Origin of the sequence: Brumimicrobium oceani (genome assembly GCF_003143775.1) — a bacterium.
Lineage (GTDB): Bacteria > Bacteroidota > Bacteroidia > Flavobacteriales_D > Crocinitomicaceae > Brumimicrobium > Brumimicrobium oceani.
The window spans coordinates 389,370-404,104 of sequence record NZ_QFRJ01000001.1 but is presented as its reverse complement, the minus strand read 5'-3'; the positions used below and the strand labels follow the sequence as shown (position 1 = coordinate 404,104).

The following is a 14,735-nucleotide window of genomic DNA, read 5'->3' as shown; positions in this document are numbered from 1 at the left end:
ATAGAAAATTATTTTCAGAACCCGTGCATTTTAAAAGATGTTTACTTTTATAATTCACAAACAATCATTTCATGAAAGTTCATTTTATTGCCATTGGAGGAAGTGCTATGCACAATTTAGCTATTGCATTATCAAGAAAAGGATTCCTTGTAACAGGTTCTGATGATGAAATTTTTGAACCCTCTAAAGGGCGATTAAAAAAAGAGGGAATTCTTCCAGAGCAAATTGGCTGGAATACTGATTTTATTCACGCTGATTTAGATGCTGTAATCTTGGGAATGCACGCCAGAGAAGATAATCCAGAATTGGCAAAGGCCAAAGAACTTGGATTGGAAATATTTTCCTACCCTGAATATATTTATGAACAGTCTAAAAATAAAAAACGTGTTGTGATCGGTGGCTCGCATGGTAAAACCACCATCACATCAATGATCTTACATGCCTTGCAGGTACTAGACTTCCCTGTAGACTATATGGTGGGTGCACAATTAGAAGGCTATGATTGCATGGTGAAGCTAACGGAAGAAAACGATGTGATCATTCTCGAAGGGGATGAATATTTAAGTTCACCATTGGACAGAAGACCAAAATTTCATTTATACAAACCTCATGTGGCACTGATTAGCGGAATAGCTTGGGATCACATCAATGTGTTTCCAACTTATGACAATTACGTAGAGCAATTTAACATTTTCTGCAACGTGATTGAAGATGAAGGTGTTTTAGTTTACAATGAAGAAGATTTTGACACTAAAACAGTGGCTAGCAAACAAGCTGGACGATTAAAAACCGTACCTTATTCTACCCCGAGATATGAGGTAAATACTGAGGGAACAAGCTACTTTTATGAAAATAATAAATTCCCATTAAAGATTTTTGGAGCTCATAATTTGCAAAATTTATGCGGTGCGATGAATGTTGTGGAAGCGCTTGGAATTTCCCCTACGGAATTTTTAAATGCGATGAAAGATTTTACCGGTGCAGGAAAAAGATTAGAGAAAATTCGTGAATCCGCTGACAGAATTGTTTACAAAGACTTTGCGCATTCTCCAAGCAAATTAAAAGCAACTACTTCAGCGGTAAAAGAACAATATCCTGATAGAAAATTAGTTGCGTGTATGGAGCTTCATACATTTTCTTCTTTGAAGAAAGATTTTTTACCTCAATACAAGGATGCAATGAAAATGGCAGATAAAGCCCTAGTTTACTTTAGTCCTAAGGTTGTTGAACACAAAAAACTGGATCCAATAAGCAAAGATGATGTTTTCGATGCCTTCGGTAAGAACGTGGTGGTGGAAACTGAAACACAAAAAGTACTCGATTTTATTGAAAATGAAAGTAATGAAGCAATGGTACTTCTTATGATGAGTTCAGGAAATTTTGATGGGGTAGACTACAATAGTCTATAATACCTCACCTTCTGCACATTTTAATGTCTTTTTTAAAGGATCTTCGGAGGGCAACAAATCATGATTAGCAAAGAAACGAGGAAAAGGCTCAAATAAATTTCTATTTGTGGGTAGTCTTTTCCTTATTTACAGTTGTAATTGAAGATTGTAAATTGAAGATAGAGCGAGCATATTGATTTGAATTGGTTTACCTCAAATATACAGCTCGAATGATCTAATTTTCTCTTGTGAACAAGAATTTATTTGGGCTTACCAAGTTCGATTTCACCGCATACATCACAATACCGGCTGTATTCTTTGTACCCAGTTTTGCCATAATGTTTTTTCTGTGTGTTGTAATAGTGTGGGGACTCAAACACAAAAGATCTGCGATTTGTGCATTTGTATTTCCCTCCGCAATATATTTTATAATCTCTAACTCTCTTTCAGAAAGTAGAACGGGCTCACAAGAGAAGTTTCCATTTTCTAAATGCTCAACATCTATAGAAGAACGACGAATAGAATCTAAAATCTGTCCACAGAAAAATTTATTTCCATCAGCGGTCTCTCTTACCGATGCCAAAATCTCAGGAATATCGCAGTCTTTCTTGATGTAACTCATCACACCTGATTTCAAAGCATCTAAAATTACGGATGGGCTTTGCTCTGGAGTAATGGCAACAATTTTAAGTCTTTTGTTGATATTTAAAATCTTAGGAATTACATCAATAGTGTAACCCGGCGCTGTATAATCCAACAATATTACATCAACATCATTGAGTTTCATCATTTCTAGTAATTCCTCGCTCGAAATAGCTTCACCTACGACATCAACCGAATGGTCGGACGCAAGAATGGCGCGTAAACCTACGCGAACAATATCATTACTATCTGCTATGATTACTTTCATGAAGCAAAGATAGAACTTTTATTTTCTTAATTAGAATCATTTTAAATAAAAAAATAGAAAAGGTCAAACTGTATCAAACGATACATATTTATGGACAATTTAAAAAAAAATGACAACCATGAACTCAGCTCTTTTACAAAATGATAAATAAAATGCCTATCCGATACTTTACCAATAAAAACATCTAATCAATGATGTGATTAAGCGATAAACCGACAAAATCCTTCGCAAATTTCTATTTTCAACAAATCGAAAAAAAATTTTCTTCAGGATGACATTAGGCTAGGGGCATATTTCAAAGGAGAGGGAAAAAACAAAAGCGCCAGAGCGCTTTTGTTTTTTCCCTCTCCTTTGCCCCACCAATTTCCACAACTGTCATCCTGATCATTGTTGAAAATTATGATTTTCAACAATGGAAGGATCTTGTCAAATTTAAGAGAAAACCGTTTTCTATTGTAATTTATTGAACTGCTGGTAAAGTTCCCGACAAGCATTTAAAATTATGTTTCGAGTCGACAATAACGGTGATTTGAGATAATCAAAATTGAATGAATCAATGATAAGCGCTATTCCTAAACTAGGCTAACTATTCAAGATCCTTTACCCTTCTTTTTTAGCAGGTAATTGTAAAGACTAACAAACAAATGATAAAAAAAATTTATGGGCAAAAAATAAAGGGCTATCAAATAAATGATAGCCCTTTAGAGTACTTAAAGCAAATTATAATTAACCGATAACTTTTACGTTAACTGCGTTTAATCCTTTTCTTCCCTCTTCGATGTCGAACTCAACTTTATCGTCTTCACGAATCTCGTCGATCAATCCGTTCGCGTGAACGAATACGTCATTTCCATCTTCCGGTACGATAAAACCGAATCCTTTCTCTGTGTTAAAAAACTTAACTGTTCCTTGTGGCATAATAAAATAATTAAAATATAAAGTGCAAATATACTTCTTCACTTCCGACTATGCAAGAGAAAGCAAATTTTAATTCGAAACAAATCAATAATTTAACAAATTGACAGCTGTCTCACCGGACTCAAAACAAGGGTATCACTCACACGAGACCTCAAATTTTGAATTTAAATAATTTTATAATTTTAATGAAAATGGCTATGCGTTCTTATCAAGCTTAGTTTTTCTGTCTTAAACTTATTGCAAACAAAGGTTCAAACATGCTTAAATAAACTTTATGGTTATCCATTTAAATCGCAATAAATAACTTCGCTTAAATCTATTTACCTTTTATTGTGAGAAGCTTTGATAATAAGAAGATTAGAAGAGATCCTTCCCTAATAATTTTATTTTCCGAAGGGTCTGTTTTGATTTATTACAGTTCACAATAAGGACGTAGCACACTGATTATCAACACAAAGGCACGAACTTGAAAGTAAAGTTAATTGGCTGTTTCAATCTGCGACTATAAACAGTAACCCTAATAAACTTTAAAAAATCTAGAAAAAAAAGAACACCCTCAGAGATACAGGTCTTATCAGTAAGTTCAAATTTCCATACCTTATAAAACCTCAGAAGAGAAACTTTCAAATTGATGGGCTTTTATCACCGCAGAGCTTTCCAAATAGTTCAAATTATCCGCATAAATAAAGAAACAAGTACCCTCTTTAATAACATCAATGAGTTCTGTTGCTTCATCTTTTGGCAGAGCAGGACAACCATAACTTCTACCCAACACTCCCCCATTCCGCGCTAGAAATTCTGGAGTTGCGTAATTAGCTCCATGAACTACAATACCACGTTCTCGGGCCCTAGAATTAGAATTTTCTAAACCATCCAAACGCATGGCGTAATCAAATTTTCCAGAGTAAGTTTCCGCTGTTAAAAAGAAACCTAAACTACTCTGCAAGCTGCCATTCGTATTAGAAAATTTTGTAGCCATTGCAATCCCAGTGTTTTTACCGTGCGAACAAAGTGATTTTTTAATCAACTGAAATGATTCTACATCAATTATGTACATCCTTTCTTGTGAGGAATGTTGCGTAAAATCTACAATCGTTAAAACGCCTTCTTGTTTTAAAACACCTTTTTCCAATAAGGAATAATAGCCTTTCAAGCCATTGTAAAATGCTTCATATGATAAGGTTGAATCACCTAAACACTCATAGTTGGAATAAACATGTTGCTCCCAAGAGCTTTCAATATTCGCTTTTTCATTTCGTTTTTCGTCTTCTTCAGACAATTCATGTACTAGCATGATTTGACTTGTTTCTAAAGTCTCATTTTCTATTGTAAAGCCGAATAACATTACGATTACAGACAATAATGTAATGCTTTGAAGGGGTTTTTTATTTAGCATAGCGGAGCAAAAATAATAAATTGTCATTACATTTGCGCACGAATTTGAATACAAAAATCATGTATTCGACTAATGTCCCGATATTTATGACGAATCAAAAAGAAATAGAAAAAAGACGCACGTTTGGAATTATTGCTCACCCTGATGCTGGAAAGACTACGCTGACTGAAAAACTATTGCTTTTTGGTGGTGCCATTCAAACTGCTGGAGCGGTAAAAAGCAACAAAATTAAAAAAACTGCGACTTCCGATTTTATGGAAATTGAGAAGCAACGTGGGATTTCTGTTGCAACTTCTGTTATGGCTTTCGACTATAGAGAAAAACACATAAATATTCTGGACACTCCTGGTCACAAAGACTTCGCTGAAGACACTTACCGTACATTAACCGCTGTGGATAGTGTAATTTTGGTAATTGACAATGCCAGTGGTGTGGAGAGTCAAACAGAAAAACTAATGGAGGTTTGCCGTATGCGTAACACTCCGGTTATTGTGTTTATCAACAAAATGGACCGTTACGGGAAAGATGCCTTTGATGTTTTAGATGAAATTGAACAAAAACTGGACATTGGCGTTCGTCCGCTTGCATGGCCTATTGGAATGGGAGACGATTTCAAAGGGGTTTATAATATGTATCAAAACGAATTGAGTTTATTCAATGCCAATAAAACGGGAATTAGCGAGGAATTAGTTAAGTTCAATGATTTAAGCGACCCTGAACTGGATGAAATAATTGGTGAGAAAGCTGCTAAAGAATTACGTGAAGAAGTTGATCTTGTGGATGGAGTTTATGAGCCTTTCAACAGAGAAGACTATCTAAGTGGAAAAATTGCACCTGTTTTCTTTGGAAGTGCGGTAAACAACTTCGGTGTTCGTGAATTATTAGAAGCTTTTGTTGAAATTTCTCCTTCCCCTCGCGGAAGAGATACAGATGCTGGATTTATAGAACCTGATCACTCAAAATTCTCAGGATTCGTATTTAAAATTCACGCCAATTTGGATCCAAACCATAGAGATAGAATTGCATTCTTACGCATTGTTTCAGGAAAATTTGAAAGAAACACATTTTACAAGCACATTAGAAACGGTAAGAAAATGAAATTTCCAAATCCTACCTCTTTTATGGCTCAAGACAAAAGTATTGTCGACGAGGCATTTCCTGGAGATGTAATTGGATTGTATGACTCTAGCAATTTTAAAATTGGTGATACGCTTACAGAAGGAAAAGATTTCAATTTTGTGGGTATTCCATCGTTCTCGCCAGAGTTCTTCCAAGAATTAAGGAATGATGATCCAATGAAATCTAAACAACTAGACAAAGGAATTCGTCAATTGATGGACGAAGGAGTGGCTCAAATGTTTATTCAAGAACCTGGAAGTAGAAAAGTTATTGGTACTGTGGGGCAACTTCAGTTTGAGGTTATTTTATATCGTTTGCTGCATGAATATGGTGCAAAATGCTCCTTCACTCCTATGAATTATCACAAAGCTTGTTGGATTACCTCAGACAAACCTGCAGAAATTGAAAAGTTCATGCGTGCCAAAGTGGGAAGTATTGCTAAAGACAAAGACGACAACTATGTTTTCTTGGCCGAAACTTCTTTCTTATTAGAAATGGCGGAGAGAGATTATCCAGAAATTACTTTCCATAAGACGAGTGAATTTAAAGTGAAATAATCAACTAAAGAACAAGGTTCATAGAATATAAGAATACTAACTCTCCCTTAACGAAAGCAGGGCGCAATGCTTTAAAACAGGATGAATTACATAATACTCATCAGAAATTCCTTCGGGAGTTTCTGGTGTTGCTTTTCCAGATAAAAGCATGCCGAGTGCGCTTACAAAACAGTCCGCTCGTACAACATTATCAAACCAATTATCAACATCCACATTTTTGCCAAAAACTTCGTATTCCTTGTATAGGATGTTCTTGCCATTATCAATTTCTGGGGTCATAAAGAATGCTGTTACAGTACATTTTCGTTGATTCAAAACACTGTAATAGATGGTTGTACTTCCTCGCTCCAAAGGTAATTTTCCTGGATGCATGTGAAGATATTGTCTAGCAGCAGTAAAGTGTGGACTCTTTAATAATTGTCCACCATAACCTGCAAAAACAACCAAGTCACAATCTAATCGGTCAATTTCCGCCAATACCTCCTCTGAGTTTACGTCTCTGTTTGCTACTTTAGAAAAGCTCCAATGATTATCCTCAAAAGTCTGTTCGAGTGAGTTTTCATAGTTTGGAATAAAAATGTTGTGATTTGTAAAGTAATTTTCAGTTTCAACATTTAAATGAGGAATTGCAGAAGATTTATTAAAATCTCCAAAGAGTAATCCTTTCACCTCAAGTCCTTCAAAATTTGCATGAGCCAAAGATTGTGCATAAGCTTTTGCTCTTAAAGTATTTCCTGCCAGTAGTAATATTTTCATTTCAATGTATTTCTTAGGTTATCAATAAACCTTAATTCCTCTGCTACGCACAAATTTAATAGGCTGATGTCGTTTTCTGTCAAATCCTTTTCATTACTGATAAGAATATCGTTCACTTTCAATAAACTATTCAAGTAATATAACTTTTTTGTTTCTTTATAAGCATTCACCAAAACGAAAGAAAAAAGTAAGTATAATGTATTCTCAGTAAATTTTGTGTTTTTGTTCAAAGGTCTAAAGTTCTCATCATACGTTTCGTATATCTTCCGTGTTACCTCAAATCTCTTTAAAAGCAACTTTAATTTTTGAAAGTCCTTAAATTCTGAATTTTGAAATTCTACCAACCAATTCGTAAGCAAAGCTTTAGTATTTTCTTCCTCTGAGTATGAAAAAGTAATATTTTGTTGTTCTTTTTCAACCTTAGAAAGCGCTCGAGAATTTTTCCAAGCATCCATAAAAAGCTCTCCTTTAAATTCGGAGTAGGAATAGTCTATTTTTTCTTTAGGTGAACTGTAGCTTAAATATTTGTAGTGCATATTGTTTTCCTTCATTTTTTCACTAATTTAAAACCATTGTACTTTTTGCTCCAATCGCTTAAAATAAGTTGAGTTGTAATTCTATATATTACTCCAGCATATCATTTGAAATCATTAAAAATTCGCCTGCTAACCAGAGTTCGGAAATATACAACTTTTCTAAAACTAAAGCTGAAATTAAAAAGAAATACTATTACAATAACTGGCAGCTACTTTTTTGATCTCCTGGCAGAAAGCTTTATCCCACTTTCGTCCCATTCTTCACGCCTTGTTCCGGTTGTAATAAAATGACCTTCCCCTCACCTTCTACTCCACCTAAAACCAGACATTCGCTCATGATGTTGGCGATTTGTTTAGGTGGAAAATTCATCACCGCCACAATTTGTTTCCCAATGAGTTCTTCGGGATTATACAGCTTTGTAATTTGAGCAGAAGTTTTACGTATTCCAAATTCCCCAAAATCAATAGTCATTTTGTAAGCTGGGTTTCTTGCTTCTTCAAAATTTTCAGCAGTGAGGATAGTTCCTATACGCATTTCAATTTTCTCGAAGTCTTTCCAATCTATCTTCATAATTCATTATTGTAATTTCCAATGCTGCTAATTTATAGATAAGTTTTGGGAATATATGCTTTGGTTAAACTCAATGAGGCGCTGTAATGGCACGCGGATGACGCAACTGCAAGCAGCGCGGATTTAAAGCGGATTTTTTTTATTTATCTGCGATAAATTGGAAACTCAAATAATCAGAGACAAATTAGCCTCAACCGCATGCTATTTTAGCTTATCATCCCAGCGTGACTTTGAAGAAATCATAAAAATGATTTGGAACACTACATATATTAAAATTTATTTGCAAAATTTTGAGTTAACTCAACATTTAGTGTATAGTAGTAAGACCACAAAATCTAAATCAAACGAAATATGTACTTAAAGCATAAAAACTTAACCAATCAAATAATTAAAACTTTATATGATGTTTACAATGAACTTGGACACGGATTCCTTGAAAATGTATATCAAAATACGCTATATCTTGAATTAAAAAACAGAGGCATTTATGTCGAAGCGCAAAAACAAATTAAAGTTTATTATAAGAACACTCAAGTCGGAGTGTATTACGCTGATTTAATAATAGATGAAGTAATAATACTAGAATTAAAAGCGGCAGAAGTAATTGTAAAGGAATTTGAATTTCAACTCTTAAATTACTTAAAACCCACCGAAATTGAGGTTAGTCTATTATTGAATTTCGGTGTAAAACCAGAGTTTAAGAGAAAAATTTTTACTATTAAAAAAAAGTTAGAATCGAGTTTAGAATAAAGTAGAATAGATACTAAAATATAGAGTTTGGAAACACAAACAAATTCAAAAAAATCCGCTTTAATCAGCGGTCGGAGATCAGCGTTATCCGCGTGCCAATACGGCGCAAACTTTTAAGCAAACACACGCTTATCAACAAAGCATAAATTTTTGTTGATAAATTCCACCTGCGATTCTAGCTCTACCATCAATTTTCTCTTTAATTTCATACAGTTTAGGACATTTTCAAATTAAATTCTCAATATGATTTCGCACTTCATTCTACGCAGTTTTCTACTTCTACTCACATTAAGCTTCATACTCTCAAGTTGTAGTGACGAACATCCAGAAGATTTTCAAATCAATCCTGAATTTCAAAAACACATCAGTTCTTTTACTTCTGGTGTAATTTCGGCAGCTGGTCCGATCAAAATTAAATTGACTCATCCCTACCCGAAAGAAGTATCGCCTAATCAAGAAATTAAAGAAGATTACATTCGCATTTCTCCAGCGATCAATGGAAAAACTGTTTGGAAAGACCAATATACAATTCAATTTATCCCAGATGAAAACTTCAAGTCAGGAGAAAATTACTGGGTGGAATTTGATTTAGGAAGAATTCAAGATGTTCCTACTGAATTAAAAACATTCAAATTTCCCTTCAGCATAATCAAACAAGCCATAAATTTTGAAGTCGATGGGCTAAAAAGTTATTCGAACGAAAGTATGGAATGGTATCAGTTTTTAGGAACAGCGATTACGGCTGACCTTATTTCTTCAGAATTGCTCAATAAAAATATTAAGGTTTCAGTCAATGGAGAATCTAAAAAGGCGAAATGGGTAAAACAAGGAAACAATAGACTGTACAATTTGGTGGTGGACAGTATTCAAAGAAGAAAATCCGCTGGGGAAGTTAAGGTGGTTTGGAACACACTAAACGAGGGTGGTAAAGCAGAATACGAAATCAAGCATGAAATTCCTGCCATGGGAGACTTTAAGGTAACGGGAACAACGGTGGTTCAATATCCGGAACAATATGTTTTAGTACGCTTTTCTGACCCACTACTCAACAATCAAAATTTAAATGGACTGTTAGAAATCAGAGGATTGGACAATGTTAAAACCGCCATTTCCACTAACGAATTAAGGGTTTATCCAGGCAAAAGACTTGAAGGAACGCAAACCTTAATACTTAATCAATCCATTCAAAACGCTAAAGCATATAAATTTGGTGAAACAAAGAACATTTCCATTGATTTTAAAGCCATAAAACCAGCGGTGAGATTAGTTGGAAAAGGGAGCATATTGCCATCCTCAAACAACATGATGCTTCCTTTTGAAGCTGTGAATATTAAAGCAGTAGACATTCGAATTATCAAAATTTTCGATAATAATATATCTCAATTTTTCCAAAGCAACGATTATAACGGAAATGACGAATTGAAACGCGTGGGCCGTGTTATTCGGAAAAAAACTGTTTATCTCACAAAAGAAAAGCCTTTAGATCTCGGAAAATGGAACCGTTTCAATTTAGATTTGTCTGAATACATTAAAGTGGAGCAAGGCGCCATTTACAGGGTAGAAATTGGATTTAGAAAACACCATTCTGTTTATCCTTGCGATGGTTCTTTAAATGAGGATATTCAAAGGGACGAAAGTGATTGGGATGAAAAAGATTTTGCAGAAAATGAAAAATGGGATTACATCAATGATTGGAGTCATGACTACTACGATTACAATTATTTTGAAGGTTATGATTATCGATTAGAAGATAATCCTTGTTCTCACTCATTTTATCGCAATAGAAATGTAGTAAAAAACATATTTGCATCGGATATTGGAATTATTGCAAAAACAGGGACAAACGGTGAAACGTTAATTACGGCGACCAATATTGTGAGCGCGTTGCACATTCAAGGAGCCAGTGTAAAGGTTTTTGATTATCAACAGCAGTTAATATCGGAGCTAATAACAGACAAGAATGGTATGGCAAGAACCAAGGCCCTTAAAGCAACTCCTTTTTTCATTATAGTTGAACACGATATGCAAAAAGGATATTTGCGTTTAGGAAATGGAAACGCATTGCCATTAAGCACATTCGACATTGACGGAGCTACAATTCAAGAAGGAATCAAAGGCTTTATTTATGGAGAACGTGGTGTTTGGCGTCCAGGAGATACACTTTTCTTAAATTTTATCCTAGAAGATAAAGACAAAATGATTCCTGAGGATCACCCTGTTATTTTTGAGTTACACAACGCTCGAGGCCAACTCGTTAAACGTGAAGTTCAAAAAGAAGGATTGAGCGGATTTTATAATTTCACCACTCCCACAGATCCCGGCGCTCCAACAGGAAATTGGAATGCGAAAGTACAAGTCGGTGGAGCAACTTTCTATAAAACCATCAAGGTTGAAACGATTAAACCCAACAGACTAAAAATTAACTTGAAGCTCAATGATGAAATGATTAGTGCTTCAAATCCTTATGTGAAAGGTAATTTGGCAGTGAAATGGTTGCACGGTGCTCCGGCTAAAGAACTAAAAACTGATATCTCCTTAAAGTTCGTTCCAACAGCTACAAGTTTCAAGGCATTCAAAAATTATAATTTTGATGACCCAAGTAAATCCTTTTATCCGTCAGAGGAAAAATTCTTAGAACAAAAACTAAACAGTGATGGTGAGCTTTCCTTCAGTCAAAAAATAGAAGTACAAGAACAAGCTCCCGGAATGTTAAAAGCGATTTTCAAAACAAGGGCTTTTGAACGCGGTGGAGATTTCAGCACAGATCAAATTGCGGTAAATTATGCACCTTACGATCATTTTGTTGGAATACAAACACCAGAAATAAACAAATTTGGTGCTTTACAAACAGACACAACTTACAACTTTCAAATAGTCTCAATAGATAAAAATGGATTTAGAAAGGGAAACCGTAAGCTTGAGGTTGAAGTCTACAGAATTGAGTGGAGTTGGTGGTGGCAAAGCGGCGCGAACAATGTGGCTAGTTACATTAACAGAAACAATGTCATTCCTATTTCTAGTCAAACCATTACCACCAATGCCAGCGGTGATGGAAAAACATCTACAAAAATTGAAAAATACGATTGGGGACGCTATTTTATTAAAGTCACAGATAAAAACAGCGGACATTCCACAGGAACAATGACTTATTTTGACTGGCCCCACTGGATGTCAAGAGCAGGAAGAGAAACACCCGATGGAGCCAATATGTTAGTTTTTTCTGCGGATAAGGAGGAGTATGCTACAGGTGAAAAAGCGAAAATCAGCTTTCCTTCCGCTCCATACGGTAGGGCTTTAATTAGTATTGAAAACGGTAAAAAAGTTATCGATGCTTTTTGGATGGAGACCATAGCCAGCGAAACTTCCTTTGATTTAGCAATTACCAAAGATCTAGCGCCCAATTGCTATGTTCATATAACATTTCTTCAAAAACATGACAAAACAACCAACGATGCACCTATTCGAATGTATGGAGTAGTGCCAATTATGGTGAAAGATCCTCAGACCATTCTTGAACCTCAAATCAAAATGCCTGATGAATTGGTTCCTGAAACTTCATTTACCATTCAGGTTTCTGAGAAAACAAAACGGGAAATGACCTACACCATTGCCGTTGTAGATGAAGGATTGTTGGATTTAACCAGGTTTAAAACTCCAAATCCATGGAATCATTTCTATGCAAGAGAGGCTTTGGGAGTTCAAACTTGGGATTTATTCGACCATGTAATTGGTGCTTATGGAGCTAAAGTGGAGAATATTCTGACCATTGGTGGAGATCAAAACATTAATCCGGGAGATGATAGTCCAATTCGATTTAAACCTATGGTGCGTTTTATTGGGCCATTTAAACTCCATAAAGGAAGAACCGCTACCCACAAAATTAATGTTCCCAACTATATTGGTTCAGTGCGAACGATGGTTATTGCAGGTCATGAAGGCGCCTATGGAAGTGCGGAAAAAACTACTCCTGTGAAGAAACCTTTGATGGTTTTGGCTACATTACCTCGTGTTCTAGGCCCGAAGGAAAAAGTGGCATTGCCGATTAACATTTTCGCAATGGACAAAAAAGTGAAAAATGTAACGCTGCAAGTCAAAACCAAAAGCTTGGTGAAAGTTATGGGTTCGCCACAAAAGCAAATCACTTTCGATAATGTAGGTGATCAAGTGGCTTATTTTGATTTGGAAGTAGGAACAATTACGGGTGCTGCGCAAGTGGAAGTTATTGCCACTAGCGGAAATGAGAAATCTACGCATGTGATTGACCTCGAAGTGCGTCAACCTAATCTGCCAGTAACGGTTTATAATGAAGGAACAATAGATGGAAATTCTTCTTGGACAAGTACTCTTAAATTGCCTGGAATGGACAATAGTAATTCTGCGAAATTGGAATTATCGAGCATCCCTCCTATTAATTTAGAGAAACGCTTGGGGTATTTGATTCGTTATCCGCATGGATGTTTGGAACAAAAAACCTCTGGAGCTTTTCCACAATTGTATTTAGCTTCATTAATGGAAATTGATGCAAAAACAAAGTCTCGAATTGATAATAATGTCCGTGCGGTCATCAACAAAATTCAGAAACATCAACTGAATGACGGAGGATTCTCTTTTTGGCAAGGCAGCGGAGCTTCGAGTGATTGGGGAACAACTTATGCTGGGCATTTCATTTTAGAAGCAGAGAAAAAAGGCTATGCTTTACCTTATGGATTAAAAGAAAAATGGATCAATTATCAGAAAGATCAAGCTAAGAAATGGAATCCGAGAAACCACAATAATTACCGCAATTCTGATTTACCACAAGCTTATCGTTTATATACTTTAGCATTTGCTGGAGAACCTGTTTTAAGCGCGATGAATAAATTAAGAACACAGAGTGACTTATCTATTCAAGCGGCTTGGAGGTTGGCTGCAGCTTATCAAATTGCTGGAAAAAGTGAAGTAGCTAAGGAAATTGTGAGGAATAAATCGACAAAAGTTAATCCTTACACAGAATTGGCTTATACTTTTGGAAATAACGACAGAGATCAAGCGATGATTATTGAAACTTTGACTTTAATGGGAGAAAAATCTAAAGCTGCTAATTTAGTGAAAGAACTTTCTCAAGAATTAAGTAGAGACAGATGGATGAGCACGCAAACTACCGCTTACTCTTTAATGGCAATTGCGCTATTCACAGAAAACAATAAGCCAAAAAACGGAATGAAGGCCGCTTATGTTTACAATGGTAAAACAGTAAATGTAACGAGTTCCAAAGCCATAGAATTGATTGATTTAAAAGTAAATGGAACACAAAAATCGGCTGAAATTGAAATTAAAAACAATGGAGAAGCTCATCTTTTTGCACGCCTAATTGCAACTGGAATTCCATTAGCAGGAAATGAAGTTTCAAAATCGGACAATATTTACATGGATGTCGTTTATCGTAATGCAGCGAATGAAGTGATAGATGTAGAGAATATTGAACAAGGAACAGATTTCTCTGTCGAAGTAACCGTTTCTAATCCTGGAATACGCGGAAATTACAAAGAATTGGCTTTGTCTCAGATTTTCCCAAGTGGTTGGGAAATTCACAATCAACGTATGGATATGAATTACTCTGGAAACGAAGGAAATCTCTTCAATTATCAAGACATTCGTGATGATAGGGTTTACACTTATTTCGATTTAGGAAAGAACAAAAGCAAGACGATAAAAATCAATCTTCATGCGGCTTATGTTGGAGAATATTACATGCCAGCAGTGCATATTGAAGCCATGTATGACGCTACGATTTCTGCCTTGAAGAAAGGAAAACGCGTTAAAGTTGTTTCGCCAGGAGGAAGATAATTGTGCGT

At 35.5% G+C, this 14,735-nt stretch carries 10 protein-coding genes; 4 read left to right on the top strand and 6 right to left on the bottom strand.

Annotated elements, in window-relative coordinates; translation table 11 throughout:
• Positions 1–71 precede the first annotated feature (71 nt).
• The gene (locus DIT68_RS01785; RefSeq protein WP_109358092.1) at positions 72–1,409 is read left to right on the top strand and encodes a UDP-N-acetylmuramate--L-alanine ligase; all 1,338 of its coding nucleotides are present in this window, start codon (positions 72–74) and stop codon (positions 1,407–1,409) included.
• Between the two features lie 214 nt (positions 1,410–1,623).
• Here the strand turns inward: DIT68_RS01785 and DIT68_RS01780 are convergent, their stop codons facing one another.
• From DIT68_RS01780 to DIT68_RS01765, 3 genes are all read right to left on the bottom strand, one after another.
• The gene (locus tag DIT68_RS01780) at positions 1,624–2,298 is read right to left on the bottom strand and encodes a response regulator transcription factor (RefSeq protein WP_109358091.1); all 675 of its coding nucleotides are present in this window, start codon (positions 2,296–2,298) and stop codon (positions 1,624–1,626) included.
• 726 nt (positions 2,299–3,024) lie between these two features.
• Complete coding sequence (locus DIT68_RS01770; RefSeq protein WP_107038051.1) at positions 3,025–3,216, bottom strand: cold-shock protein; 192 nt, start codon at positions 3,214–3,216, stop codon at positions 3,025–3,027.
• Positions 3,217–3,814: 598 nt separating this feature from the next.
• Entirely contained in the window at positions 3,815–4,612 is a 798-nt protein-coding gene (locus DIT68_RS01765) for a murein L,D-transpeptidase catalytic domain family protein (RefSeq protein WP_158276089.1), read from the bottom strand.
• A gap of 86 nt (positions 4,613–4,698) precedes the next feature.
• Here DIT68_RS01765 and DIT68_RS01760 point away from each other — a divergent pair, with 86 nt between their 5' ends.
• Complete coding sequence (locus DIT68_RS01760) at positions 4,699–6,288, top strand: peptide chain release factor 3 (RefSeq protein WP_109358088.1); 1,590 nt, start codon at positions 4,699–4,701, stop codon at positions 6,286–6,288.
• A gap of 36 nt (positions 6,289–6,324) precedes the next feature.
• Here the strand turns inward: DIT68_RS01760 and DIT68_RS01755 are convergent, their stop codons facing one another.
• The 3 genes from DIT68_RS01755 to DIT68_RS01745 form a co-directional block, all read right to left on the bottom strand.
• A complete protein-coding gene (locus DIT68_RS01755) occupies positions 6,325–7,044 on the bottom strand; it encodes a formyltransferase family protein (RefSeq protein WP_109358087.1) in 720 nt (239 codons plus the stop codon).
• Entirely contained in the window at positions 7,041–7,595 is a 555-nt protein-coding gene (locus DIT68_RS01750; RefSeq protein ID WP_109358086.1) for a hypothetical protein, read from the bottom strand. The genes DIT68_RS01755 and DIT68_RS01750 overlap by 4 nt, the downstream gene beginning before the upstream one ends.
• Positions 7,596–7,818: 223 nt before the next feature.
• Entirely contained in the window at positions 7,819–8,151 is a 333-nt protein-coding gene (locus DIT68_RS01745; RefSeq protein ID WP_109358085.1) for a tRNA-binding protein, read from the bottom strand.
• 351 nt (positions 8,152–8,502) lie between these two features.
• On the opposite strand from DIT68_RS01745, the gene DIT68_RS01740 reads away from it, so the two are divergent.
• Both DIT68_RS01740 and DIT68_RS01735 read left to right on the top strand, forming a co-directional pair.
• On the top strand, positions 8,503–8,901 hold the full coding sequence (locus DIT68_RS01740; RefSeq protein WP_109358084.1) for a GxxExxY protein: 399 nt from the start codon (positions 8,503–8,505) through the stop codon (positions 8,899–8,901).
• Positions 8,902–9,144: 243 nt separating this feature from the next.
• A complete protein-coding gene (locus tag DIT68_RS01735; protein WP_109358083.1) occupies positions 9,145–14,727 on the top strand; it encodes an alpha-2-macroglobulin family protein in 5,583 nt (1,860 codons plus the stop codon).
• Positions 14,728–14,735 lie beyond the last annotated feature (8 nt).

Bases quoted from the DNA above. Each gene is read 5' to 3' on its own strand.
- DIT68_RS01785 (WP_109358092.1), top strand. From the start codon at position 72: ATGAAAGTTCATTTTATTGCCATTGGAGGAAGTGCTATGCACAATTTA.
- DIT68_RS01780 (WP_109358091.1), bottom strand. From the start codon at position 2,298: ATGAAAGTAATCATAGCAGATAGTAATGATATTGTTCGCGTAGGTTTA.
- DIT68_RS01770 (WP_107038051.1), bottom strand. From the start codon at position 3,216: ATGCCACAAGGAACAGTTAAGTTTTTTAACACAGAGAAAGGATTCGGT.
- DIT68_RS01765 (WP_158276089.1), bottom strand. From the start codon at position 4,612: ATGCTAAATAAAAAACCCCTTCAAAGCATTACATTATTGTCTGTAATC.
- DIT68_RS01760 (WP_109358088.1), top strand. From the start codon at position 4,699: ATGACGAATCAAAAAGAAATAGAAAAAAGACGCACGTTTGGAATTATT.
- DIT68_RS01755 (WP_109358087.1), bottom strand. From the start codon at position 7,044: ATGAAAATATTACTACTGGCAGGAAATACTTTAAGAGCAAAAGCTTAT.
- DIT68_RS01750 (WP_109358086.1), bottom strand. From the start codon at position 7,595: ATGAAGGAAAACAATATGCACTACAAATATTTAAGCTACAGTTCACCT.
- DIT68_RS01745 (WP_109358085.1), bottom strand. From the start codon at position 8,151: ATGAAGATAGATTGGAAAGACTTCGAGAAAATTGAAATGCGTATAGGA.
- DIT68_RS01740 (WP_109358084.1), top strand. From the start codon at position 8,503: ATGTACTTAAAGCATAAAAACTTAACCAATCAAATAATTAAAACTTTA.
- DIT68_RS01735 (WP_109358083.1), top strand. From the start codon at position 9,145: ATGATTTCGCACTTCATTCTACGCAGTTTTCTACTTCTACTCACATTA.